Raw genomic sequence first — 24,326 nt, 5'->3', positions numbered from 1 at the left:
CTATCAAACTTCACCCTCCTCCAATCGATAAAGAAGACTCGGCCGATTGGCTTCAGCCAGAGGCTTAGTCGCACTTATACCCTTGTGGTGGAAGTCAACATCAACTCACTATCGTCGCCTGAGTTTCCTTTTTCTCCCTTCCGGTAAAAAAGAGGTTCGATTAAGTTCGCCCCTTCCTGGGGCAACATCGAACTACCTCCCATCCTGGGAGGCACAGTTTGTACGTTGCTAAACGGGCGCTTCCACCTTTGTTCTGTATAAAAAACCTCTAAATTGGGCATCCTAGTTCCATACTAAAATTTGGAGGTAAATCTATGAATAAGAGCAGTATTCTTCTAACTGTTATCTCATTTTTACTATTTGCTAGTTTCACTCCATTAGCAGGGGTAGATGCAGCTTCTGATGCGGAGAATGAGCTGGAACTTGCCGAGGATGCAAAATCCGCGATATTGATTGAACAGGATACCGGTACGATTTTATTTGATAGGAATCCCCATGAAAAGTTACCACCGGCAAGCATGACAAAAATCATGACTCTATTATTAATCATGGAAGCTATCGACGAAGGAACATTATCACTTGATGAGAAGATCCGTGTAAGTGAAAATGCTGCGTCCATGGGCGGCTCGCAAATATTTCTTGAAGCAGGGGAGGAAATGTCCGTTACAGACCTCTTAAAAGGTGTAGCAGTAGCTTCAGCTAATGATGCTAGTGTAGCGCTTGCTGAACGGATTGCTGGAAGTGAGCAAGCATTTGTAAAAGCAATGAATGAAAAGGCGAAATCATTAGGTCTTGAGAATACAAATTTCCAAAATACATCTGGTTTACCAGCAGAAGACCACTATAGCACCGCTTATGATATGGCGATGATGTCACGTGAATTGTTAAAATACGAAAAAATCACAGAATTCACATCCATTTATGAGGATTACTTACGGAAAGATACCGACAAGGAATTCTGGCTTGTCAATACAAATAAACTCGTCCGATTTTATCCTGAAGTTGATGGATTGAAAACTGGTTACACAAGCGAAGCAAAATACTGTCTGGCTGCGACAGCTAAAAAAGATGATATGCGAGTTATTGCTGTTGTTTTAGGTTATGAGAACTCAAAAGCAAGAAATGCTGCAGTTTCATCCATGCTCGATTATGCATTTAACCAATTTGAAACGGAAAAGCTTTATGACAAGGGAGATGTCGTTACAGAGATATCTACGTTAAAAGGTGATAGGAAAAAAACAAACATCATCACCGCCTCTCCGATAAGCACAATTCATACAAAAGGACAAAAGCTTGAAGATTTAACAACAGAGTATGAATTAATGGAAGAAATCGACCTTCCAATTGAACAAGGAGACAAGGTCGGTACCCTTTTCATTAAAAACGGCGAAGAAATTATAATCGAAGCGCCATTGACTGTGGAACGCTCGGTTCATAAGGCATCTTTCTTCACATTACTAAAACGTTCTCTTCAGGAAGTGACTGTTTTTGAATAAGTGTCGATTAAGCGGGAATATCAACTAGTTTTGTCATGATGCAGGAATTCAAGGGAGCAATAAAGAAACATAGATTAAGGAATAAAAGAGGAGGAGATTAATGTGGGATTACAATCCTTATTTTCCGTGAAGGAGGATGTACTAATTGTCAGACTGACGGGAGAACTAGATCACCATACGGCTGAAACACTCCGTAAAGAATGGAAGGACATGCTTTATAATCACTCTGTAAAACATGTGATTTTAAACTTGGATGGAATCTCATTCATGGACAGTTCGGGTTTAGGTGTCATTTTAGGCCGATATAAAGAAGTGTTGCAGCTTGGTGGTGAAATGGTCGTCTGTTCTGTCACGCCGCCAATTAATCGTTTGTTTGAAATGGCCGGTTTATTTAAAATCATCCGTCTTGCTGAAAATGAGGAATATGCTTTGGAAACTTTGGGGGTGGCATCATGAAAAATAGTATGCAGCTTGAATTTTTAAGTGTCAGTGAGAATGAAGCCTTTGCGAGAGTTGCTGTTGCGGCATTCATCGCTCCATTAGATCCGACGGTTGACGAAATGACGGAAATGAAAACTGTTGTTTCAGAAGCAGTAACCAATGCAATTATTCATGGATACCAGAATGAACCTCATCATTTCATTAAAATATTTTGTTCAATAGAGGATAATGAAATAAAACTGAGAATCGAAGACAAGGGGTTAGGCATTGCCGATATTGAGGAGGCCCGGGAACCGCTCTATACTTCTAAGCCGGAATTGGAGCGTTCAGGTATGGGCTTTACTATTATGGAAAATTTTATGGATAAAATAGAAATTATATCTCGACTTGGCGAAGGTACAACGGTGGAGATGTCAAAGCAATTAATAAATAATAAAACGGTTTATAATTAGGATGAGAGCCAATGGATCTTAATACAAAACCAAAATCAAATAAGCACAAGCTTACAAATGAAGAAGTTAAAGAACTCCTATACCAAAGCCAAAATGGCAATAAAGAAGCCAGGGATTTCTTGGTGGAGCAAAATGTTCGGCTTGTCTGGTCAGTCGTCCAACGCTTTATCAACCGGGGATACGATCCGGATGATTTATTTCAAATTGGTAGTATCGGATTAATCAAGTCAATCGATAAATTTGATTTATCCTATGACGTCCGCTTTTCCACCTATGCTGTACCGATGATTATTGGAGAAATTCAGCGGTTCATTCGGGATGATGGAAGTGTAAAAGTAAGCCGGACCTTAAAGGAGACAGGAAATAAAATTCGCAGAGCAAAGGATGTCCTGACGAAAGAGCTTGGCAGGTCACCTTCTGTCAGTGAACTTGCGAATGAGTTGGACCTTACAGTAGAAGAAGTCGTCCATGCTGAAGAAGCAGCAAGGACACCACAATCCATTCATGAAACGGTTTTCGAAAATGATGGTGATCCGATTACATTACTTGATCAGATTTCAACGGAAGATACGAAATGGTTTGAGAAAATTTCGTTGGAAGAAGCAATTCAGCATCTAGATGAAAGAGAGCGATTGATTGTATATTTGCGATATTATAAAGACCAGACCCAGACGGAAGTTGCAGAACGTCTAGGAATTTCTCAGGTTCAAGTCTCACGAATCGAAAAGAAACTCTTGCAAGAGATAAAAGAATACTTAGGAATCTAGAAATACCCCCGGTAAGGATTTCATCCCCCTTGCTGGGGGTGTTTCTTGTAGAAAAACCTAGTAGTAAGAACTTGCGCAATCTATTTCTCACGCATTAGCGGTCTGTAATATCCCCACTGAATGAAGGTTTACTTTATGTATTTTGGATAAAAATCATCGAAAATACGCATACTAAGCAAAATGCTGGGTAAAGGTCGGTGATGGTATGACGCGAACGGTCTATTTGCGAATGAAGCGAAATGTTAGCGTAAGCGAAAATAAACAGCTGCTTCTAAATGATATCGCTCATATCGCTGCTCCAATAGAAATCAAAGAAATTTTTGAAAATAAACCAATCTACCGTATCCGGGATGCAGATCTTAACATCCTTGTAATTGACGTATTTCTCATCATTAAGGAACTTACAAAAGAGTTTCCTAAGTGGGAGATAGAAACGGTTGGGCCGGAACAAACCGTTATCCGGATTGAAAAGAAAAGAAGAAAAGCGAATTTATTCATCGCATGTTTAATCTGGCTGCTTTTATTTGTTGGTACGGCGATGACAATCATGAACTTTCATTATGATGTGAGCATGCAAGAAGTTCAGCAGCGACTCCATTTCATCTTAACCGGTGAAGAAAATGAGTTTCCGTTATGGATTCAGATTCCTTATTCACTTGGATTGGGACTCGGAACGTTATTGTTTTTTAATCACTGGTTCAATAAACGTTTCAATGAAGAACCAAGCCCGCTTGAGATAGAAATCTCTAACTACCAAACTGAACTCGATCAATATTTAGTCATACATGAGAATGAGCTCGATGACAGAAGTTAGTTTGAATATTATACAAGCGTTCATCGGTTTTGGCAGTGGTATTACAGTCGGTGCAGGTTTTGTAGCTTTTATTACAGTGCTGAAGATTATCCCGCGTCTCATTCAGTTAAGTAAAACCGCATCTTTTCTTAAAATATATACCGCAAGTATTATATCTGGATTATTGTTTGGCACTTTCCTTACCTTTTTTGATGGAAGTTGGCAGGAGCCCGTTATCCTGCTTGTGTTTTTAGGTCTATTGCATGGGATTTTCAATGGATTACTTGCAGCGGCACTTACCGAAATATTGAATGTAATCCCTATTTTATTGAAACGGGTAAGAGTGGACGGTTTCTTACTTTGGCTATTGATGGCGATTATGTTCGGTAAAATTATCGGCTCGCTTTTTCAATGGTTGTATTTTGTTACCGTTTAGATTGTTACGAAACTTGAGTTCGGAGTGAAGAGAATGGAAGTAAAAACAAAAGTATTTCATGATTTGAAGAAAAATGAAGAATATTTGAGAGAAAGGCTCGGAGTAGGCGTTTCTTATGATGTTGATTTTCGAGAAATTATTGTACTCGAACGCCGGATTCAGCTTTATTCCGTTAACGGTCTATGTGATTCAAGTATCATTCAGGAATTACTAAAAGAGCTCGTTCACTTGAATGAATATGAACGGGAGAAAAAGAAACTGCCTGAAATACTTACAAACCGCCTGCTGCATCAACAGCTTGTAAAGTTAGAAACATTGGATGAAGCAGTTGACGAACTGCTTTCCGGTCTCGTAGTTCTGTTTTTAGATGGATATGACGAGGCTTTCACCGTTGATATAAGACATTACCCTGGACGGACACCGGAAGAGCCGGATACGGAGCAAATTATTCGAGGTTCCCGGGATGGTTATACGGAGAATGTTGTAGAAAATACAGCTTTAACGAGAAGAAGGTTGCGTGACGCTCGCTTACGTAATGAAATGATGAAAGTCGGAGAGCGTTCGAAAACAGATGTCTGTGTCAGTTATATTCAAGATATTGCAAGTGATGGACTTGTTGATTTAGTTAAGAGTCGAATCGAATCAGTGGAAGTTGATGGGCTATCCATGGCTGATAAGTCGTTGGAAGAATTTATCGTTGAAAGGAAATGGAATACTTTTCCTTTAGTCCGTTATACGGAGCGACCTGATGTTGCAGCTAACCATTTATTGGAAGGCCATGTGCTAGTTATTGTTGACTCTTCACCGAGTGTGATTATTTTTCCGACGACTTATTTTCATCACTTGCAACATGCGGAAGAATACAGACAGTCACCGATATTTGGTACGTTTATCAGGTGGATTCGTTTTTTAGCGGTACTTGTTTCAATATATCTGCTTCCACTCTGGTTATTATTTGTTGCAGATCCAAGCCTTTTACCGAAAGACCTGTCTTTTATAGGACCAAATGAAGATGGGAATATTCCAATCATCATTCAGATCATTCTAGCCGACTTGGGAATTGAATTATTACGAATGGCAGCGGTCCATACACCAACACCACTCTCGACTGCAATGGGATTGATCGCTGCGGTGTTAATTGGACAGATTGCAATTGATGTAGGATTATTCAGTCCGGAAGTCATTCTATACGTCTCGATCGCTGCGATTGGTTCATATGTGACGCCGAGCTATGAGCTGGGTACGGCAAATAAAATATTAAAATATTTCTTGATTCTGCTGACAGCGTTATTTGGAGTTAATGGGCTAATGATTGGTTTTACATTAACTGTTCTATATTTAGTAAATCAAAAGTCATTAAAGACACCATATTTCTGGCCATTCATCCCATATAACCCAAGTGCATTGCTCCACATCATCTTTCGGATTCCTGTTCCGTACTCCAATAGAAGGCCAAGTATTGTCCATCCGAAAAATATTTATCGTCAACCTGTAGAAAAAGGCAAAGGGAACGACAAATAAACGTTCTCTTTCATTCAGCGTAAGTGTGCCAAACTCGGAAACTTTCTACTGGAGGTCCGCAGTCCAGACACCTCTCGCACCTGCTGAGCGGCCGGCAAGCCTCCTGGCGCTGAGCACTAAGGGGTCTCGCAGGCCTACCTCCGAACAGGAAGTTCTAATGCCGGCGTTGGTCACAGAACGTGACCGTTTTTAGCTGTCCTCCCGCAGGAGTCTCGAGGTGTCTGGACTGCTATCAGCAAAGGCCGAATTTAGATCACTGTTTATTATTCCAAAAGTATTATTTTTATCGTGATATGGCACCGGTATAAATGCTAATAATAATAATCTCTACCAGTTCAGTTGCCCGGTGGACGGTGACTCCTGCGGGAACAGCACGAGCCTGGAGACCCCTTAGTGCTTAGCCCGAGGAGCTCTAGCAGTGCCTAAGGATGCGCATCCACACCGGGCAACTGAACGGCGATTAGAACTCCAGTCTAGAGAATGCGCAAAATACTTACGCTGAATGAAAGTGATAATGTATCGATATAAATTTTTAAGGCATTGTTCTTTTGTTTTCCTCTTTAATATGATAAAGTTATGTATCATTTTACAATATAGCGTACGGGGGGAAACGAAAATGATAATTGACCACCATCCATTTGAAGTTAATGATAAAGGACACTTAATGATCGGCGGTGTCGACAGTTTGACACTTGCTGAAAAATATGGAACACCTTTATATGTATACGATGTAGGGATTATCCGTAAAAATGCTCGAAGTTTCGTACAGGCTTTTAAAGATTTGAATGTACAAGCTAAAGTTGCATACGCGAGTAAAGCTTTTTCCAGTATTGCAATGGTTCAAGTTGCTAAACAGGAAGGCTTATGTCTTGATGTCGTTTCGGAAGGAGAACTGTATACAGCACTTCAAGCAGATTTTCCTACAGAGCGAATCCACTTACACGGCAATAATAAAAGCAGAGAAGAAATAAAAATGGCTGTCGACCAAAATATCGGCTGTATCGTTATAGATAATTTATATGAAATTCAATTACTCGAAGAAATACTTCAAGCTGAGAATAAGACAATCGATGTATTAATCCGGGTAACGCCAGGTATTGAGTCCAACACTCACCAATACATCATGACTGGAAATGAAGATTCTAAATTTGGCTTTAACCTCGTTAATGGCCAAGTGGATGAAGCATTTCGACTTTTACATAACCACGAACATATTCACTTGAAAGGTCTGCACTGCCATATTGGTTCCCAAATTTTTGAAACCGATGGCTTTATGGTTGCTGTTAATCTATTATTCAATCAATTGGAAAAGTGGCTGGATCAGACAGGGTTTGTCCCTGAAGTGTTAAATCTCGGCGGAGGATATGGAATTCGGTACACGGAAGAAGACGAACCGTTAGCGTATCCTATTTATGCAGAAAAAATCGCTGCAGCTGTTAAGAAAAACAGTGATCGTTTAAATATTGCCATGCCGGAGATCTGGATTGAACCGGGACGTTCGATTGTTGGTAATGCTGGTGTATCGTTATATACGATTGGTTCGTCCAAACAGATCCCCGATATTAGAAATTATATATCTGTAGACGGCGGGATGGCTGACAATATTCGACCAGCTCTTTATGAAGCAAAATACGAAGCCGTTCTCGCGAATAGGGCAACAGAAGACCCGGTAGATACCGTATCCATTGCTGGAAAAGCGTGTGAATCTGGAGATATGCTTATTTGGGATCTTCCACTTCCGGAAGCAGAGCCAGGTGACGTCCTTGCTGTCTTTGCAACTGGTGCTTATGGTTTTGCCATGGCAAGCAACTATAATCGCTTTAGGAGACCGGCAGTAGTCTTTGTAGAAAATGGGATCGATAAGCAAGTCGTAAGAAGAGAGAGTGTAGAAGATATTGTGAAAAATGATTTATCTTATGAATGATGTGTCATTTCTTTTCATTAATAATCGAAAATGGTAAACTATATTGGAATATGAATTAAATATAAAAGGAGCGTTTTGCATGGCTAAAACAGGCTATATACTAATGGAAAATGGAGAAAAAATTGAAATGGAATTCTTCCCAGAAGCTGCACCGAACACGGTTAAAAACTTTGAAGATCTTGCAAACTCAGGATTTTATGATGGGGTGACTTTCCACCGCGTGATTCCTGGTTTCGTAAGCCAAGGAGGAGACCCGACAGGAACTGGTGCTGGCGGCAGTGGGAAGACGATTAAGTGTGAGACAGAAGGTAATCCGCACAAGCATGAAGCCGGTGCATTATCGATGGCGCATGCTGGTAAAGATACAGGATCAAGCCAATTTTTCCTTGTTCATGAAGCGCAGCCACATCTAGACGGAGTTCATACCGTTTTCGGAAAAATCACTTCCGGACTAGAAATTGCACGCAATATGCAAAATGGTGATGCCATGAAAGAAGTACGGGTATCGGCTGAGTAATAAATCGATTACCAAGGTTCATTCCTTTTTCATATATGATTTTTATTTGACAAACTAGCATTAAAATGCCATAAATATATATATGCTTTTAGTTGAATGATTCATTGTTGAAAGAACTTAAGATGAGTTTAAGTTAATTAATGAGGGATTGATATGTTGATTCGCTATAAGAAAAATATGGAAAAAATTGCTATGGGCTTATTATCCTTTATGCCTGATGACAAGCGGGATGTAAAAAAGCTGCAGCAACATATAAAAGAGTATGAAACGAATCCGGATTGGCATTTGTATTTATGGAAAAATGAGGAAGATGACATCCTAGGTGCAGTAGGCATTCGTGTGGAAGATGGAATGCACGCAGTTATTCAAGATTTGTCCGTCAACCCTTCCCACCGGAATCTAGGACTCGGAAAAACATTGATTCAAGAAGCGAAAGAAATATATAGTGAGAAATATATTGTTTATCCAAGTGAACAGATTAGACAGTTTTATGAGAAGTGTGACGCGATTGAATAATAAAAGCCAGCCCCATCAGACGGGCTGGCTTTTATACCTGCTATTTTAAGCGGGTAGATTAATCACCTACATTCGACTTAGAACCATGCTGCCCCTACAATAATTAAGAGTATAAACAGCACGACAATTAGCGCGAATCCTCCTGCAAAACCTCCACCGTAACTACCACTCATAACTAAAAACCTCCTTTACGTAATGCGTAGGTGATAAAGCCAGCGTTATAGAGCAATCTGACTTTACTTACGATATAGCTTATGTACTGCTAGCGAATATGTTTGGGCAGATAACATAATTTTTTTCTTTTCGAGAAAGGATGCAGATGATGCAAGAAGCTTATAAGGTGAAATTAGAACAATTTGAAGGACCGCTTGATCTTTTACTGCACTTAATCAAGCAATATGAAATTGATATTTATGATATCCCTGTAGCAGAGATAACGAAACAATATATGCAATATATCCACACCTTTCAAATATTAGAGTTGAATATTGCAAGTGAGTACCTCGTAATGGCTTCTACGCTCGTCGCGATTAAAAGTCAAATGCTCTTACCGAAACAAGAAATGACAGATGATGTGGAAGAATATATGGAAGACCCCCGTGATGAACTCATGCAACGTTTAATTGAATATCGGAAATACAAAGAAGCTGCTGAGAAATTAAAGAAAAAAGAAGAAGAAGCAACTCATACCTTTACACGACCACCGATGGGATTCGATGAAATCTTGACGGAAAAACCGCCTGTTGTGCAAGGAGATATTACGATTTATGATATGCTCGGTGCACTCGGCAAGATGCTTGAAAGGAAAAAATGGAATGAACCGCTCGACACGACAGTGCAACGGACGGAAATCTCACTCGAAGAACGGATGGATCAGGTACTTTCCATCGTTAATCAAACGAAACAAGGTGTCCGGTTTGATGAATTGTTTCCCGAGCGCACCCGTAACCATATTGTCGTCACTTTTCTTGCCTTGTTGGAGCTAATGAAAGATCGGCAAATTTATTGTAAACAAACGAAGCATTTTGATGTGTTATACTTGTATGCTATGGAGGAATGAAAGTGGATAACGGAGAATTACAAGCCGTCGCGGAAGGACTTCTTTTTGCCTCAGGTGATGAAGGAGTTACGATTAAACAACTAAGTAAGGTGCTTGATATTTCGGAGGACGCAACTTCCCAAATTATTGAAGCGTTAAAAGGGGATTATGAACATGCAACTCGCGGACTGATGCTGATGGAAGCAAATGGGGTATTGCATCTCACGACAAAACCAGAACACAGTTCTTATTTCAAGAAGCTTATTGAAACTCCCCGCTCGGCAAGTTTGTCACAGGCAGCACTTGAAACATTGGCAATTATTGCTTATCAGCAGCCAATCACCCGAGCGGAAATTGATGAAATTAGGGGAGTGAAAAGTGACGGGCCGGTCCAGACCTTACTCAATCGTTCAATGATTGAAGAAATGGGGAGAAAAGAAACGATTGGACGTCCAATTCTTTTTAGAACGTCAAAAGACTTCTTAACCTATTTCGGTTTAACCTCGATTGATGAATTACCACCACTTCCAGAAACGACAGATGATGCAAACAACCAAGAAGTCGATTTGTTTTTTGAGAGATTTAATGATGAACTAAAGAATCATTAATTTGAGTTTCATAGGCACAATTAACAGCCCTCTTCATAAAATACTTTGGAGGAGGGCTTTTGTATGAATGAAATGCATTTACGAGCGCTAAAAAAGTGGAGTGATGATGTAAAGGAAACGATACAAATGGAAGAATTACCGGAGGAAATGCGACATACTTGGGTAAGCTGGGATGAGGAAATTCAAGCTTTTCTTAAAACTGGTGTGGAACAGAATCAACTAATAAAGATCCAAAACCAAGGAGAAGAATTACGACAACATCTAATGTCCTCTGCAAAAGAATCAGTTCGTCAGGATTATGCAAATCATGTTCTTCCAGCGCTTCCATACGCCTACAATGCACTTGAACCTTATATTAGTGAAGAAATTATGAGGCTTCACCACCTTGTGCATCATCAGGCTTATGTGGATGGATTAAATAAAGCTGAAGAAGAGATATACTACGAGAATCATGAACCAGATATGTTGAGGCATTGGTTACGAGAGCAAGCTTTCAACGGTTCAGGACACTTGCTTCACTCGGTTTTCTGGCAGAATATGACTCCCTATTCAGCCAAGGTACCAAGTAAACAAATCGCCCAAGCAATTAATAGAGATTTTGGTTCATTCGCTCATTTTAAAGAGCAATTTACAAATGTTGCAAAAAGTATACAGGGGCCAGGGTGGGCTGCCTTATTATACGATCCGGTCAATCATCGGCTTGTTATCGAATCGATTGAGGAGCATCAGAATAATCAACTTGTTTCCATGATTCCGCTTCTCGTTCTTGATATATGGGAGCATGCGTATTATTTACAATATAAAACGGGAAAAGCGGATTACATTGATGCATGGTGGAATGTTGTAAATTGGGAAGATGTCAACAACCGTCTCTTAAGTGCGATGAATAGCCGTGACTAAGTTCAGTTTTGTCATATATAGAAAACCTTCCTGCATAGAATGAAATAAAGAAATATGCTAGGAGGCAAGTTCGCATGCGATTATTCTCAGGCTTTATCCTATGTGCTTTTCTTTTTTTCTTTTCGGCTGAAAATGGACAAGCGGCCCCAGATGTATCAGCTGCACAAGCAATCTTAATGGATGCGGAGAGTGGGCACGTTTTATTCGAAAAAGATGCATATGAAGCAAGACCAATTGCGAGCATTACGAAAATCATGACCGCAATTCTTGCGATTGAATCCGGGAAAATGGATGAGGAGACAATTATTTCAAGAAATGCAATTTACACAGAAGGCTCATCCATTTATCTTGAACAGGGAGAAAAAATGAAAATTCAAGACCTTGTCTATGGATTGATGCTTCGCTCAGGAAACGATGCGGCCGTCGCAATTGCTGAGCATATTGGGGAGAGCGAAGAAGGCTTTGTCTATTTGATGAACGAAAAGGCGAAATGGCTAGGAATGAATCAAACGAATTTCACAAATCCACATGGTCTAGATAATGAGGAGCATTATTCAAGTGCCTACGATATGGCAATATTAACGAAAGACGCAATGAGAAACAAAGAGTTTCAAGAGATAAGCGGCAGTACAAGCTATTTATCGGAGAGCCGCTCCTACAGTTGGCAAAATAAACATAAGCTCGTGACAGGATACTATACGAAGGCGACAGGGGGGAAGACCGGTTATACGAGACGGACCGGAAGAACGTTAGTAACGACTGCAGAAGAAAATGGGCATTCTTTAATCGTCGTAACTTTAGATGCTGGAAATGACTGGAATGATCATATCGCTTTATTTGAATGGGGTTTTGAAAAATTAACGGAAGAAAGTCTTGAAAAAGAGACTGATGTAAAAGAAACGACAGGTAACAGTGTTCGATCTTTTTTATCCGAATTTTTACGTAAAGTGGCAGGGATCCAGTCATGGTGAATTTAATCTGGGCATTGATGGCGATTGTCGGAATCCTTTATGCAATGTTGAATGGTACGATGGACGAGGTAAATAAAGCAATCATTGAAAGTGCCAATGAAGCGGTTACGCTATCGATCGGTTTGATCAGCATTCTCGTTTTCTGGCTGGGCGTAATGAAAATAGCGGAAGCAGCAGGCGTACTTAAGCTAATTACAAAATTGATGCGTCCACTTATTATAAAAATCTTTCCAGAGATACCAAAGGATCATCCGGCCATGGGGTATATCCTTTCCAATTTCACTGCCAATTTTTTCGGTTTAGGTAACGCTGCAACCCCGTTAGGTATTAAAGCGATGCAAGAAATGAAAAACTTAAGTAAGTCTGATACTGCATCCAGGTCGATGATAACCTTTCTGGCTATCAATACATCAAGTTTGACACTTATTCCCACTACTGTCATTGCTATCCGGATGCAATATAACTCGGCCTCACCTACAGAAATCGTCGGCACAACGTTAATTGCATCGATTGCCGGTGTTACGAGTGCTGTTCTAATTGATCGCTATTACTATAATAAAGAGTCACGGAGGAAATAGGATGAGTTGGATGACGACAATAAGTGTATGGATCATCCCTTGTTTTTTACTGATCGTATTAATCACGGCCTCTTGGAAAAAGCTTCCTAGTTATGAACTGTTTGTGGAAGGAGGGAAGGAAGGTGTCAAATTGGCATTTTCTTTACTTCCTTTTTTAGTAGGTATGATTGTGGCAATAACGATTTTAAGAAGTTCTGGAGCACTGGGTGCATTGATCGGATTGCTGACTCCTGTACTTACTTTTATTGGAGTTCCGCCTGAAGTCTTACCCCTCGCGCTCATCAGACCAATTTCAGGTACGGCGGCACTTGGCATGACAGCAGAACTGATCCAAACGTACGGACCGGATTCCTTTATTGGAAGACTGGCTTCTACCATGCAGGGGAGTACAGATACGACATTGTATATTCTAACCATTTATTTTGGTGCGGTTGGAATAAAAAAGATGCGTTACGCACTTAAGGTTGGACTATTAGCGGATCTGGTTGGTATAATTGTTGCGATAATAATAGTTAGTATCGTATTTGGATAAGCTAATTTGTAGCGTTTAATCTAGGTTAAACGCTATTATTGTTTTATCAGGCATTAACGGTCTGTAAAATCCTTAGTTTTAAGCATGAGAGCAGCCCAAAATGTGAATAAAGTTTCACTTTATGGTGGTAAATCGAAAAAAATACTTTTTAGGATGATGAAAAGCATGGCATTGGAAAGATTACAAAAGGTTATAGCTCAAAGTGGCCTTACTTCAAGAAGGAAAGCGGAACAATTAATTGTGGATGGTAAGGTGAAAGTAAATAATCAAGTGGTTACGGAACTGGGTACGAAAGTTTCCCCTCAAGATGAAATTGAGGTGGAAGGTGTGCCGATCGAGAAGGAAGCGCACGTGTACTATATGTTATATAAGCCTAGGGGCATCATTTCAAGTGTAAAGGATGATAAAGGAAGAAAGACCGTCCTTGATTTTTTTCCGGAAGTCGAGGAGCGAATATACCCGGTTGGAAGACTTGACTATGACAGTTCCGGCTTAATTCTTTTAACGAATGATGGGGATTTTGCAAATGCGCTCATGCATCCAAGCTATGGTTTGGAGAAGGTTTATGTTGCAAAATTGAAGGGCATTCCTAGTAAACAAGAGTTGGCAAAATTGATAAAAGGTGTAACGGCAGAAAGGGACCTATTGAAGGCAGTCCGATATAACATTTTATCTGCAGATCGAAAAAAAGATACAATGATACTGGAATTAACATTGGTAGAAGGAAAGAATCGCCATGTGCGGAGAATGATGGAAGCGCTCGGCTACCCTGTTCAGAAATTAAAAAGGGAAAAATATGGATTTTTAACATTGGAAGGATTAGTCCCCGGCGAAACTAGAGCATTGACTCCTAAAGAAGTAAAACAACTAAAGAATAAACATAAGTAAAATTGTACCAGTTTAGACATAGAATTGTCGATTCTAACAATTGCTATAATGGTATAATACACGGGGAGTGATTGTCATGAGCATAGAAAAAGCAAAAAAGAGAAAGCAGCAAAAAAAGAGAAACAGGTTAATTTATAGAGGAGTCATCTTAGCAGTACTTGTTGGTGCACTTATTTTTGCCATCGTATCCAACTTGCAAAAAGATAATACGGTTTACCGTGCGGGTGATCCGGCACCAAACTTTCAGTTGACGCAAATCAGCGACAATAGTGATTTGGATACAGTACGTTTAAGTGATTACGAAGGCAAAGGAGTCATGTTGAACTTCTGGGCAACTTGGTGTAAACCGTGTGAAGCGGAGATGCCATATATGCAGGAGCTTTATCCAGAGTATAAAGATAAAGGAGTAGAGATTCTTGCTGTTAGCCTGGACACAACAGAACTTGTCGTTGATCGCTTCATCGATCGCTATAGTCTGACATTCCCTATTCCTCATGACAAAAATAATGAGATTAGGGATTTATATAAAGTTGGGCCAATACCTAGTACCTTCTTCATTAATCCGGACGGGGAAATTGAGGAAGTAGTGAATGGTGCTTTAACATTGGACCGGCTGGAAGGATACTTAGAAGAAATAACACCAAATTAATAGACATGTTGGTCAATGTATCAGTTTAACTACATGACATTTTTCATGATAATATGTTTATTCCAGATTTGGTAAAGACAACTGTGAGGGATACAAATGAACAAGATCAAATGTGAATGTGGTCATATCAATCCAGAGGGAACCGTCCTCTGTGAAGCATGCGGAAAGCCGATAGAAGGGAATCAGCATATCGACGGTAATGATCAGAAGAAATTGCTCAACATGAGATATGAAGGATCTGCACGCCGTTCACAGACTTACCGGAGATCATTTGTCGATAAAGTCTGGAGTTTTTTCTCTTCTGTTAAAGTGGGAGTCTGGCTCATCGTTATTGCGCTAGTCGCTTCCACGCTTGGTACGCTTTTTCCGCAACAGCAATTCATACCGCAGAACGCTATATCAAGAGATCCAGCAATCTATTACGAAGATCAGTTTGGTTTTATTGGTAAAATCTATTATTTACTCGGGTTCCACGAGATGTATAGTGCTTGGTGGTATTTGCTATTACTAGGTTTAATAGGTGTCTCTTTAGTTATTTGTAGTTTAGACCGTTTTATACCTTTATACAAAGCATTAAAGATACAAAAACCACGACGCCATGAAACGTTCTTGAACAGACAGCGTTTGTACAGTGAAACAGAAGAAGTCAGTGATGCTGAGATTGAACAAGTAAAAGAAAAATTGAAGAAACAACGTTATCGAATAACAGAACAGAACGGACATATTCTAGCTGAAAAAGGCAGGTTTTCAAGGTGGGGACCTTATGTCAACCACATTGGACTTATCATCATTTTGCTTGCGGCAATATTACGGACGACGCCAATAATGTTTACAGATGAGTATGTGTGGGTGAGAGAGGGAGAAACACTCGTTATCCCTGGAACAAAGGGAGAATACTATATTGAAAACAAAAAGTTCCATCTGGATATGCATGACCCAGAGGATGAACGATTTAAAGATGCAATCGAAAAATCTGGAATGGTGGAAAGTAATTTCCAAACGGATGCTGTCATTTATAAAGATGCGAATGAGGATGTACCAGGTGCTGAACCAGAGCTTGAACATGTTTTAACCGAATCCATTCAAATGAATAAACCTGCAAAATTTGACGGCTATACGCTTTATCAACAAGGTTATCAGCAGAATGAGTTCAGCAGCATGACTTTTAAAATCCATGAAACAGCCGATGAGGAAGAGACTGCCATCGATTCTTTCACTATTGATTTATTCAATCCGGAATCAGAATACATACTGGATAATGGTTTTCGGGTAGCGATTGATCAATATTATCCAGATTATTATTTAGCAGAAGATGGAACACCGGCTTCCGAAACGAATTATCCGAGAAACCCGGCATTCGTCCTACTTGTCTATCCGCCGGACGAAACGGAACCGGAAATAAGTTTCCTTGGTATCGGTAGAAATATTGATGCAACTGGGGAAAACGATTATAAAATCGCCATACAAGATTTCGATACCCATTATGTTAGTGGATTGACATTACGAGTGGACCATACATTGATTTTCTTTGGAATTGGCGCGGCTATCTTTATGATTGGCGTCATTCAAGGAATGTACTGGCAACACCGCAGAGTATGGCTCCATCCGAAAGATGATGGTGTATTACTCGCTGCCCATACGAACAAGAACTGGTTTGGCCTATCGAAAGATATAGAGAAAGCGATTGAACAAACGAATATAAAAATGGTTGAAGATAGACAGGAACTGGATAAATAGAATGTTTATTTGTCCGGTCTGCTAACTTCTCTAGGAGGGTGTTTGATGGATTTAGTCAATCTGAGCGGTAATATGCTTTTTGCTGCTTTTATCTTATATTTGATTGCAACGTTATTTTTCGGAGCGACTATTCGGGAAAAACGTAAGAAAGGAAACAAAAAAGAAGTCGCAGGAAATATTGCAATCACCATTACAATACTTGGATTCTTGGCACAACTAACGTACTTCTTTACAAGATGGATGGCAAGTGGTCATGCGCCGCTTGGAAACATGTTTGAATTTGTAACATTCCTCGGGATGGCGATGGTCCTTGCATTCATTATTATCTATTTTATTTATCGACTCGGCTTTTTAGGGCTCTTTGCCTTACCAATTGCAATGCTAATTATTGCTTATGCGAGCATGTTCCCGTCAGAAGTAGCTCCGTTAGTGCCATCACTAAATAGTTATTGGCTCTGGATTCATGTTTCAACAGTTGCAATCGGACAAGGTATTTTATTTATCAGTTTCGTTGCCGGATTAATGTATCTTATTAAAGAGATTGACCAGACGAAGCGGACGAAACGAAATACATGGCTAGAAATCGTTGTGTATACATTGTTTTTAGTCATTGGTTTTATCGTTATCACCTCTGTATTTAACGTTGCGGGTTATAAAGCAACATTTGAATATCAAGATGGAACACAAATTTTCGAGACAGAGTACCACCTCCCGGCAATTGCTGCACCGAATAATGGAGTGCTCGTTACAGATGGTGTAGTGGAGCCATTGTTCGAAGCGCCGTCCTGGATGCAAGGGGAAGATGCTGGCAGGAAGTTTAATACGGTCATCTGGTCGCTATTGACCGGAACACTCATCTATGGAATTACCGTACTTATTTTAAGAAAACGTGTTGCTGCTGCAATTCAGCCTTTACTGCGCAGTGTGAAAGCGGACCTTCTTGATGAGATTATGTATCGTGCTGTTGCCATTGGGTTTCCGGTCTTTACCCTTGGAGGATTGATATTTGCTGCAATTTGGGCACAAATCGCCTGGGGCAGATTCTGGGGCTGGGATCCGAAAGAAGTATGGGCGCTTATTACATGGTTCTTCTATGCTGCCTTCCTGCACTTGCGGTTATCTCGCGGATGGCACGGCGAGAAATCAGGTTGGCTTGCTGTTATAGGTTTCGGTATCATTATGTTTAACCTGATTGTCGTGAACCTCGTCCTTTCTGGATTACACTCTTACGCTTAATAAATGACGAAATAACCAAAGAGACAAAAGCACCGCTTTCTTTAGAATCCGGCTGCCTTTGTCTCTTTTCTTATACATTTATTACAGTTTCGTTTATAATGATTGTTAGAGTTTTTTATTACGTACTTAATTCTCGCACCTGCTAAGCGGCCGGCAAGCCTCCTCGCGCTGAGCACTAAGGGGTCTCGCCAGGCCTACCTCCGAACAGGAAGTTCTAATGCCGGCGTTGGTCACAGGACGTGACCGTTTTTAGCCGGCCTCACGCAGGAGTCTCGAGGTGTCTGGACTGCTACCAGGAAAGGCCATATTAGGATCACTGTTTAATGTACTGGAAAAGTATAATCCTTATCGTGACGGAATAATTTATATTTAAAATAATCATCTCTACCAGTTCAGTTGCCCGGTGGACGGTGACTCCTGCGGGAACAGCACGAACCTGGAGACCCCTTAGTGCTCAGCCCGAGGAGCTCTAGCAGTGCCTAAGGATGCGCATCCGTCCACCGGGCAACTGAACGGCGATTAGAAATCCAATCTAGAGAATGCGCAGAATACTTACGCTGAATGAAAGTGATCAGTAATTCCTTTTGGTTAGTTTTGAAAAGTTATACGAAGGAATAGCTAATTATTTTAGTGTGAAGATTGAGTTGTGTACAAGGTTTTTGTAATAATTGAGTCTAGTGGAATATGTCAAAGATTAGAGATTGTGGGGGAATTTATTCATGGAAACAGATGTAAGAATTTTAGTAGTTGATGATGAAGAAAGGATTCGTCGTCTTGTGCGAATGTACCTGGAAAGAGAAAACTACCAAATTGATGAAGCAGCGAATGGCCGTGAAGCATTGGATATGGCTTTAGAAGAAGATTATGACTGTATTGTTCTTGATCTCATGATGCCAGAGATGGACGGGATTGAAGTGTGTGAAGAATTACGAAAGCACAAGTCTACTCCAGTCATTATGTTAACGGCAAAGGGAGAGGAGTCTAACCGGGTACAAGGCTTTGAAGTTGGTGCTGATGATTATATTGTGAAGCCATTCAGTCCCCGCGAAGTTGTTTTACGGGTAAAAGCAATTTTAAGAAGGGTTACCTCTTCTACCTTTACAAATGCAGATGGTTCAGCTAGGGATGTGCTCGTTTATCCACATCTAACGATTGATCATGATGCGCACCGGGTTACTGCTGATGGTGAAGAAGTGAACTTGACGCCTAAAGAGTATGAATTACTTTGTTTCCTCGCTAAGTCACCTGATAAGGTGTATAACCGGGAAATCTTGCTGAAAGAAGTATGGCAATATGAGTTCTTTGGTGATTTGCGTACAGTAGATACGCATGTCAAGCGGCTGAGAGAGAAGTTAAGTTCTGTGTCCAATAAGGCTGCAAAGATGATTGTTACGGTCTGGGGTGTCGGTTATAAATTTGAGGTCGTTGAGGACGAATAATGGTATGGCGTAATAATATTGTTGTTAAACTGGCACTAACGATTATCCTTCTCGTTTTTATTGTCTTATTTATTCTGTTTATGCTATTAATGCAGTTCTTTGAGAACTTCTATATAAATGAGGCAGAAGAAGATATGATGGAAACAGCTGCTAGGGTTGCAACCATTATCGATCAGCAGGATAATCGCCGTTTTATTCATGAAACGGCTGAATTGATTAAAGATCCAGCAAGCAGGATTGCAATTGTTTACCCGACAGGGGACTACTGGTTGTCGATGAGCAGCGATAGTGAACTTAGTGCAATCGATTTGGACTGGATTCAGGATGAATCAGAGCTCTCTGAAGTAATCACGCTGGAACGGGAAGTACAAAAACTGATCGTATTGCCAGATGATACAACGGCTGCGATTATCGTCGGTCAGCCGCTCCTCGATGATGGTGCTGTCTATATATACCAATCTCTTGATGTCGTCAATCAGACAAAGGCAGAAACACAGAAGATTATCTTAATTGCTGCAGGATTCGCTATTGTGTTTACCGTATTTTTTGCAGTTTTTCTTTCAACCCGTATAACGTCACCATTGATTAAAATGCGAGAAGCAGCAGCCGACTTGACTCAAGGAGAATTTAATACAAAAGTGCCTGTTTTAACCCATGATGAGCTTGGAGATTTGGCAAGGGAATTCAACCGGATGGGAAGACAGCTTAAATTTCATATTAATGCTGTTAGTCAAGAGAAGGAGCAACTTGCTAGTATTGTGAAATCAATGGCAGATGGGGTTATCACCCTTAATCGTAATGAAGATATTATTGTAATTAATCCCCCTGCTGAGAAGTATATTGAGGACTGGTACTTTGAAAGAAATATTGCCCCTGATGCAAACCAACAAAAGTTACCGGATGAATTAAAAGAGGCTTTGGAGAAAGTGATTAAAGGCGAAATGGAAGTTATCCGTGAAACACATCTGCAAGGAAGAGATTATGTGATGCTGATGACGCCATTATATGATGAAGACTATGTCCGTGGCGCGGTCGCTGTAATTCGAGATATGACAGAAGAACGGAGGCTGGATAAGCTGCGGAAAGATTTTATCGCAAATGTTTCCCATGAGCTGCGTACACCAATCGCGATGTTGCAAGGATACAGTGAAGCGATTGTTGATGATGTAGCGGAATCTAAGCAGGAAAAAAATGAACTCGCTGCGATCATTCATGATGAATCATTACGGATGAGCAGACTTGTTAATGAATTACTGGATCTAGCACGAATGGAAGCTGGGCATATCCAGTTAAACTTGGAAACCGTGCAAGTGGAATCTTATATTGATCGAATCATTAAGAAGTTCCAGCGTGTTGCTGAGGAAAATCAAGTCGAAGTAAACCTGTCGATGGACGTGACAACAGATCAGGCAACATTTGATTTAGACAGAGTCGAACAAGTCTTTACGAACCTGATTGATAATGCCATTCGCCATACGGATGAACAAGGTTATGTCCAAATTAAAGTAATTGCAAATGAAAAGGAATTTATTGCGGAAGTCGCAGATAATGGCAGCGGTATTCCGAAAGAGGACTTACCATTTGTCTTTGAACGCTTCTATAAAGCCGATAAGTCAAGGACAAGGAATAAAGAAAAGAAAGGAACAGGACTTGGACTTGCAATCGCGAAAAATATTATTGATGCCCATCAGGGTACGATCCGCGTGAATAGCAAATTACAACAAGGAACAACCTTTACATTTACCATTCCTCAGTCTAAACAGAAATAGATAACAAAGTGAGGTTAGTTACACATGAATAAAAAGTTGATAAACATTTTCGTCCTATTTACTGTTTTCCTATTCCTTGCTGCGTGTGGAAGTAGTAATGAAGAGACGAATACAACCGTAAGTACAAATGAAACGGGCGAAACAGACAGTGTACCAGAGAATGCTGTTCGCCTAACAATTTCAATTAATGACGGCGAACAATTTATTAACGAACAGCAAGTAGAAATTGAAGAAAGCGCCAATTTGCTAGAAGTACTTGATGAAACATTTTATATCGAAACCGATGGAGAAGATGTAATCACTTCAATCGAGCGGGTGCAAGCCAGCGAAGAAGAAGGTACAAGTTGGCACTTATTCGTAAACGACGAATTATCCGATGTACCAGCTAAAGATTACACACTAAACGGCGGCGACCGAATAACACTCGATTTGCAATAAACAGATAGAAAAAGGTTGGGACATACATCAAAGTATTGTTCCAACCTTTTTATTATCCTATAATTGAGACGACGTACAGACTACTTTGCTAAAACACTCCATTTTCGGACTTGAAAATAAGAATCCAAATTATTTTATAATGGAATGAATTTCATAATTACCAAAGTCGGCTTTCCCATCACCATATGTCGTTGGGAACGAACCAACTCAACTACATATGGTGATGGTGAAGCATTAAATACGTATTATGAAATTCATTAAATGGTTTTCAAAATAAAATATGGATTGCTTTCATTCAGCGTAAGTGTGTCAAACTCCGAAACTTTCTACTGGAGGTCCGCAGTCCAGACACCTCTCGTACCTGCTGAGCGGTCGGCAAGCCTCCTCGCGCTGAGCACTAAGGGGTCTCGCCAGACCTATTCTCCTGGAGGAGTCTCGAGGTGTCTGGACTGCTACCAGGAAATACCAAATTTAGATCATTGTTTATTATTCCAAAGATATAATTTTTATCATGATATAACACTGGAATATATGCGATTAGAACTCCAGTCTAGAGAACGCGCAAAACATTTACGCTGAATGAAAGTGAAACATTTTCGGCTGGATAACGTCTAATGGCAGGAATGGGGGAAGCTGATGAAGGCTCTGTTTAATCGTTTTTACGAAACATATCATCAAGACATTTATAATTATGTCTTTTACATGGTCAAAGATAAAACAATAACAGAAGATATCGTCCAGGAAGTATATATTCGTGTCATTAAATCCTATGACCGGTTTCGTGGGGACAGCAGTGAAAAAACATGGGCATTCTCCATCGCCAGGCATATTGTGTTTGATCACTTCAGGAAACAAAAACGAAAGCGAAAAGTTACAAACGAAACCATTGATTTGGATGATATGACTGAGTTCATTCCTGCTAGAGAAACCACACCAGATGAAGCGATCATCCACCAGGAAGATGTTGCGTTAATGTATCAGCTACTTGATCAATGCAGCGTAAATCAGAAGCAAGTTGTTATTCTTCGCTACATACAACATCATAGTCTAAAAGAGACGGCAGAAATTCTAGATTTGACGGTGAGTAATGTGAAAACTTTGCAACACCGTGCAATCAAAAAGTTGAAAAGTTTACTTGATGAAGAGAAGGCGAAAGGAGGGATAATCGATGACGAAACGCGACGATAAGCAGATTATTGACCTGCTGGAAAACTTGCCCAAGCATAACGACGAGCGATCAAAAGAAGAGGTATATGAACAAATAGCCTTGCAGTTCAGCGAAAATCCGCACAATAAAAAAAAGAAATTCATTCCCTATTTTTCTGTTGCCGCAATTTTACTTTGCCTTTTAAGCTTACCTTTCCTTTTTCATAACGCAACTGAACAATCATCTATGGAAAGGAGAAATGCAACGGAGGAGGTAAGCCTTGATATGGAAAGTGAAACATTCCATGATTCTGCCCAGCAACATGAAGAATCGGAGCGTTTTGGTGAAAGGGAACAGCAGGAAGCATCTCTCATTACGGAAGATGTGCTTATTGAAGTCCCAGCTGACAAGGAAATCATCCATTTTGCCATTCATGATGAAACCATGCAATATATTATCCCGTTGACCTTTCTTGTACCTGAAGAAGCAAATATGGAGAGGTATTACACAAAGCTGGATGAAATATTAGAGATTTACCAACTTTATCCGGAAAACTTTCTATTAAAGGACATCGAGTTTGCAATCGATTTTGATACGAAACAAGCTGTCTTGACTGGGCAGAATCGGTTGCTTAAAGCGACAGGGTCCAGCGATTTACTGTCACACTTATTGAGTGAAATGTTTCTGCCATATGGTATTGATAAGGTAAGAATCATAAATGAACTGAATGAAATGGAGCAAATAATTGATTTGTCTTCCCATCGCACGCAACGGGTGAGCTATTTACTTTATGAGGAAAGTTATATTATTGTTCCACAAGATCATGATACAACAGTAAGAGAGGCGATGCTTGCGTTAAAAGAGATGCAACGTGATGCTTCCATCAATTCAGTCATGGATGAAAATATTGAATTCACAGTGGAAGATGCAGATGAAACAGTCATAGTCGAGTTTGCCGAAGAAACCATTCAAGAAGAAGATGTAACGAAACAAATGATTGAGGCAATATTGCTAACTGCAAAAAGTTATGGATACGAAGATGTCCAATTCATCCACTTACCAATCAAGCAATTGAGGAACTATCATTTCGACAATCCAATCCCTGTGCCGGTTGCTGTAAATGTCATTGCTGAAATAGAATGAGCGCGGTGAGAATCTTGCTTGATCCTCACCGCGCCCATCTAACAAGTGAAACATTTGGCTGTTATGTGTGATTTTACTATAATATAATTGGAGTAAAATCAATTATTTCCCGTTTGAAACGGTTTCTTGCTAATATGAATGGACAAGGAAGGACAAGCATCATAGGCATCGAGAAGATCGTCTCGAAATCTTCTTTTTATCTTTTTTGTGCCGGTATTGCCATCAATCTTTACATAAGACAGCCCTTCTTCATTATAGCCGAACAACTTCGGTGCATTTGCCCCGCAATTTCCACAAGCTATACAAGTATCCTGATTCACGATAACATACATTTACGAAGCCTCCCGAATAAACACTTTCTATTGTAAAACGGTTCACGTATAATTTCA

Annotated in this window: 27 protein-coding genes; 25 read left to right on the top strand and 2 right to left on the bottom strand. The window is 40.1% G+C overall.

Annotated features, from left to right (window positions below):
- The first annotated feature begins 314 nt into the window (after positions 1–314).
- From L3V42_RS05125 to L3V42_RS05080, 10 genes are all read left to right on the top strand, one after another.
- The gene (locus tag L3V42_RS05125; RefSeq protein WP_238471488.1) at positions 315–1,496 is read left to right on the top strand and encodes a D-alanyl-D-alanine carboxypeptidase family protein; all 1,182 of its coding nucleotides are present in this window, start codon (positions 315–317) and stop codon (positions 1,494–1,496) included.
- A gap of 102 nt (positions 1,497–1,598) precedes the next feature.
- On the top strand, positions 1,599–1,952 hold the full coding sequence (spoIIAA, locus tag L3V42_RS05120) for an anti-sigma F factor antagonist (protein WP_438822735.1): 354 nt from the start codon (positions 1,599–1,601) through the stop codon (positions 1,950–1,952).
- On the top strand, positions 1,949–2,389 hold the full coding sequence (gene spoIIAB, locus L3V42_RS05115) for an anti-sigma F factor (protein ID WP_235760836.1): 441 nt from the start codon (positions 1,949–1,951) through the stop codon (positions 2,387–2,389). The genes spoIIAA and spoIIAB overlap by 4 nt, the downstream gene beginning before the upstream one ends.
- Before the next feature lie 11 nt (positions 2,390–2,400).
- Positions 2,401–3,156, top strand: coding sequence for an RNA polymerase sporulation sigma factor SigF (gene sigF / locus L3V42_RS05110; RefSeq protein ID WP_235760835.1), 756 nt, complete (start codon positions 2,401–2,403; stop codon positions 3,154–3,156).
- A 205-nt stretch (positions 3,157–3,361) separates the two neighbouring features.
- Entirely contained in the window at positions 3,362–3,970 is a 609-nt protein-coding gene (locus L3V42_RS05105; protein WP_235760834.1) for a stage V sporulation protein AA, read from the top strand.
- Positions 3,957–4,385, top strand: coding sequence for a stage V sporulation protein AB (locus L3V42_RS05100; RefSeq protein WP_235760833.1), 429 nt, complete (start codon positions 3,957–3,959; stop codon positions 4,383–4,385). The genes L3V42_RS05105 and L3V42_RS05100 overlap by 14 nt, the downstream gene beginning before the upstream one ends.
- A 33-nt stretch (positions 4,386–4,418) precedes the next feature.
- A complete protein-coding gene (locus L3V42_RS05095; RefSeq protein ID WP_235760832.1) occupies positions 4,419–5,906 on the top strand; it encodes a spore germination protein in 1,488 nt (495 codons plus the stop codon).
- A gap of 616 nt (positions 5,907–6,522) precedes the next feature.
- Complete coding sequence (lysA, locus tag L3V42_RS05090) at positions 6,523–7,830, top strand: diaminopimelate decarboxylase (RefSeq protein WP_235760831.1); 1,308 nt, start codon at positions 6,523–6,525, stop codon at positions 7,828–7,830.
- A gap of 79 nt (positions 7,831–7,909) precedes the next feature.
- Entirely contained in the window at positions 7,910–8,347 is a 438-nt protein-coding gene (locus tag L3V42_RS05085) for a peptidylprolyl isomerase (protein ID WP_235760830.1), read from the top strand.
- A 153-nt stretch (positions 8,348–8,500) separates the two neighbouring features.
- Positions 8,501–8,863, top strand: a complete 363-nt coding sequence (locus tag L3V42_RS05080; protein ID WP_235760829.1) for a GNAT family N-acetyltransferase — start codon at positions 8,501–8,503, stop codon at positions 8,861–8,863.
- A 77-nt stretch (positions 8,864–8,940) separates the two neighbouring features.
- Here L3V42_RS05080 and L3V42_RS05075 read toward each other — a convergent pair whose 3' ends face one another.
- On the bottom strand, positions 8,941–9,036 hold the full coding sequence (locus L3V42_RS05075; protein ID WP_235760828.1) for a YjcZ family sporulation protein: 96 nt from the start codon (positions 9,034–9,036) through the stop codon (positions 8,941–8,943).
- A gap of 149 nt (positions 9,037–9,185) precedes the next feature.
- Here L3V42_RS05075 and L3V42_RS05070 point away from each other — a divergent pair, with 149 nt between their 5' ends.
- The 15 genes from L3V42_RS05070 to L3V42_RS05000 all read left to right on the top strand — a co-directional run bounded on the left by L3V42_RS05070 (position 9,186) and on the right by L3V42_RS05000 (position 23,937).
- Positions 9,186–9,923, top strand: coding sequence for a segregation/condensation protein A (locus L3V42_RS05070; protein WP_235760827.1), 738 nt, complete (start codon positions 9,186–9,188; stop codon positions 9,921–9,923).
- A gap of 2 nt (positions 9,924–9,925) precedes the next feature.
- Positions 9,926–10,510, top strand: a complete 585-nt coding sequence (gene scpB, locus L3V42_RS05065) for an SMC-Scp complex subunit ScpB (protein ID WP_235760826.1) — start codon at positions 9,926–9,928, stop codon at positions 10,508–10,510.
- A 63-nt stretch (positions 10,511–10,573) separates the two neighbouring features.
- Positions 10,574–11,410, top strand: a complete 837-nt coding sequence (locus L3V42_RS05060) for a superoxide dismutase (protein ID WP_238471487.1) — start codon at positions 10,574–10,576, stop codon at positions 11,408–11,410.
- A gap of 74 nt (positions 11,411–11,484) precedes the next feature.
- Entirely contained in the window at positions 11,485–12,381 is an 897-nt protein-coding gene (locus L3V42_RS05055) for a D-alanyl-D-alanine carboxypeptidase family protein (protein ID WP_235760824.1), read from the top strand.
- Positions 12,375–12,959 (top strand): nucleoside recognition domain-containing protein, encoded by a 585-nt coding sequence (locus tag L3V42_RS05050; protein WP_238471486.1) that lies wholly within the window; start codon positions 12,375–12,377, stop codon positions 12,957–12,959. Before L3V42_RS05055 ends, L3V42_RS05050 begins: the two co-directional genes overlap by 7 nt.
- A 1-nt stretch (position 12,960) precedes the next feature.
- Complete coding sequence (locus L3V42_RS05045) at positions 12,961–13,491, top strand: spore maturation protein (protein WP_235760822.1); 531 nt, start codon at positions 12,961–12,963, stop codon at positions 13,489–13,491.
- Between the two features lie 165 nt (positions 13,492–13,656).
- Positions 13,657–14,379, top strand: a complete 723-nt coding sequence (locus L3V42_RS05040) for a pseudouridine synthase (protein ID WP_305082617.1) — start codon at positions 13,657–13,659, stop codon at positions 14,377–14,379.
- A 76-nt stretch (positions 14,380–14,455) separates the two neighbouring features.
- Positions 14,456–15,028: a thiol-disulfide oxidoreductase ResA gene (resA, locus tag L3V42_RS05035; RefSeq protein WP_235760821.1), complete on the top strand. Its 573-nt coding sequence runs from the start codon at positions 14,456–14,458 to the stop codon at positions 15,026–15,028.
- Between the two features lie 96 nt (positions 15,029–15,124).
- Positions 15,125–16,765, top strand: a complete 1,641-nt coding sequence (resB, locus tag L3V42_RS05030; RefSeq protein WP_235760820.1) for a cytochrome c biogenesis protein ResB — start codon at positions 15,125–15,127, stop codon at positions 16,763–16,765.
- 45 nt (positions 16,766–16,810) lie between these two features.
- Positions 16,811–18,001, top strand: coding sequence for a c-type cytochrome biogenesis protein CcsB (gene ccsB / locus L3V42_RS05025; protein WP_238471485.1), 1,191 nt, complete (start codon positions 16,811–16,813; stop codon positions 17,999–18,001).
- Positions 18,002–18,720: 719 nt separating this feature from the next.
- The gene (locus L3V42_RS05020; protein WP_235760818.1) at positions 18,721–19,440 is read left to right on the top strand and encodes a response regulator transcription factor; all 720 of its coding nucleotides are present in this window, start codon (positions 18,721–18,723) and stop codon (positions 19,438–19,440) included.
- Positions 19,440–21,209 (top strand): ATP-binding protein, encoded by a 1,770-nt coding sequence (locus L3V42_RS05015; RefSeq protein ID WP_235760817.1) that lies wholly within the window; start codon positions 19,440–19,442, stop codon positions 21,207–21,209. The genes L3V42_RS05020 and L3V42_RS05015 overlap by 1 nt, the downstream gene beginning before the upstream one ends.
- A gap of 24 nt (positions 21,210–21,233) precedes the next feature.
- A complete protein-coding gene (locus L3V42_RS05010; protein WP_235760816.1) occupies positions 21,234–21,647 on the top strand; it encodes a DUF4430 domain-containing protein in 414 nt (137 codons plus the stop codon).
- Between the two features lie 636 nt (positions 21,648–22,283).
- Positions 22,284–22,835, top strand: coding sequence for a sigma-70 family RNA polymerase sigma factor (locus tag L3V42_RS05005; RefSeq protein WP_238471484.1), 552 nt, complete (start codon positions 22,284–22,286; stop codon positions 22,833–22,835).
- On the top strand, positions 22,816–23,937 hold the full coding sequence (locus tag L3V42_RS05000) for an RsiX family anti-sigma factor (protein ID WP_238471483.1): 1,122 nt from the start codon (positions 22,816–22,818) through the stop codon (positions 23,935–23,937). Before L3V42_RS05005 ends, L3V42_RS05000 begins: the two co-directional genes overlap by 20 nt.
- 98 nt (positions 23,938–24,035) lie before the next feature.
- Here the strand turns inward: L3V42_RS05000 and L3V42_RS04995 are convergent, their stop codons facing one another.
- Positions 24,036–24,269 carry a ferredoxin gene (locus tag L3V42_RS04995; protein WP_238471482.1) on the bottom strand — a complete coding sequence of 78 codons (234 nt, stop codon included), beginning with the start codon at positions 24,267–24,269 and terminating at the stop codon, positions 24,036–24,038.
- Positions 24,270–24,326: the final 57 nt, after the last annotated feature.

The sequence above is a fragment of the Oceanobacillus alkalisoli genome, from assembly GCF_022213125.1.
GTDB lineage: Bacteria > Bacillota > Bacilli > Bacillales > Amphibacillaceae > Oceanobacillus > Oceanobacillus alkalisoli.
The sequence above is the reverse complement of the archived record's forward strand: the minus strand, read 5'-3'. Positions and strand labels throughout refer to the sequence as shown.

Bases quoted from the DNA above. Each gene is read 5' to 3' on its own strand.
- L3V42_RS05125 (WP_238471488.1), top strand. From the start codon at position 315: ATGAATAAGAGCAGTATTCTTCTAACTGTTATCTCATTTTTACTATTT.
- spoIIAB (WP_235760836.1), top strand. From the start codon at position 1,949: ATGAAAAATAGTATGCAGCTTGAATTTTTAAGTGTCAGTGAGAATGAA.
- sigF (WP_235760835.1), top strand. From the start codon at position 2,401: ATGGATCTTAATACAAAACCAAAATCAAATAAGCACAAGCTTACAAAT.
- L3V42_RS05105 (WP_235760834.1), top strand. From the start codon at position 3,362: ATGACGCGAACGGTCTATTTGCGAATGAAGCGAAATGTTAGCGTAAGC.
- L3V42_RS05100 (WP_235760833.1), top strand. From the start codon at position 3,957: ATGACAGAAGTTAGTTTGAATATTATACAAGCGTTCATCGGTTTTGGC.
- L3V42_RS05095 (WP_235760832.1), top strand. From the start codon at position 4,419: ATGGAAGTAAAAACAAAAGTATTTCATGATTTGAAGAAAAATGAAGAA.
- lysA (WP_235760831.1), top strand. From the start codon at position 6,523: ATGATAATTGACCACCATCCATTTGAAGTTAATGATAAAGGACACTTA.
- L3V42_RS05085 (WP_235760830.1), top strand. From the start codon at position 7,910: ATGGCTAAAACAGGCTATATACTAATGGAAAATGGAGAAAAAATTGAA.
- L3V42_RS05080 (WP_235760829.1), top strand. From the start codon at position 8,501: ATGTTGATTCGCTATAAGAAAAATATGGAAAAAATTGCTATGGGCTTA.
- L3V42_RS05075 (WP_235760828.1), bottom strand. From the start codon at position 9,036: ATGAGTGGTAGTTACGGTGGAGGTTTTGCAGGAGGATTCGCGCTAATT.
- L3V42_RS05070 (WP_235760827.1), top strand. From the start codon at position 9,186: ATGCAAGAAGCTTATAAGGTGAAATTAGAACAATTTGAAGGACCGCTT.
- L3V42_RS05060 (WP_238471487.1), top strand. From the start codon at position 10,574: ATGAATGAAATGCATTTACGAGCGCTAAAAAAGTGGAGTGATGATGTA.
- L3V42_RS05055 (WP_235760824.1), top strand. From the start codon at position 11,485: ATGCGATTATTCTCAGGCTTTATCCTATGTGCTTTTCTTTTTTTCTTT.
- L3V42_RS05050 (WP_238471486.1), top strand. From the start codon at position 12,375: ATGGTGAATTTAATCTGGGCATTGATGGCGATTGTCGGAATCCTTTAT.
- L3V42_RS05045 (WP_235760822.1), top strand. From the start codon at position 12,961: ATGAGTTGGATGACGACAATAAGTGTATGGATCATCCCTTGTTTTTTA.
- L3V42_RS05040 (WP_305082617.1), top strand. From the start codon at position 13,657: ATGGCATTGGAAAGATTACAAAAGGTTATAGCTCAAAGTGGCCTTACT.
- resA (WP_235760821.1), top strand. From the start codon at position 14,456: ATGAGCATAGAAAAAGCAAAAAAGAGAAAGCAGCAAAAAAAGAGAAAC.
- resB (WP_235760820.1), top strand. From the start codon at position 15,125: ATGAACAAGATCAAATGTGAATGTGGTCATATCAATCCAGAGGGAACC.
- ccsB (WP_238471485.1), top strand. From the start codon at position 16,811: ATGGATTTAGTCAATCTGAGCGGTAATATGCTTTTTGCTGCTTTTATC.
- L3V42_RS05020 (WP_235760818.1), top strand. From the start codon at position 18,721: ATGGAAACAGATGTAAGAATTTTAGTAGTTGATGATGAAGAAAGGATT.
- L3V42_RS05015 (WP_235760817.1), top strand. From the start codon at position 19,440: ATGGTATGGCGTAATAATATTGTTGTTAAACTGGCACTAACGATTATC.
- L3V42_RS05010 (WP_235760816.1), top strand. From the start codon at position 21,234: ATGAATAAAAAGTTGATAAACATTTTCGTCCTATTTACTGTTTTCCTA.
- L3V42_RS05005 (WP_238471484.1), top strand. From the start codon at position 22,284: ATGAAGGCTCTGTTTAATCGTTTTTACGAAACATATCATCAAGACATT.
- L3V42_RS05000 (WP_238471483.1), top strand. From the start codon at position 22,816: ATGACGAAACGCGACGATAAGCAGATTATTGACCTGCTGGAAAACTTG.
- L3V42_RS04995 (WP_238471482.1), bottom strand. From the start codon at position 24,269: ATGTATGTTATCGTGAATCAGGATACTTGTATAGCTTGTGGAAATTGC.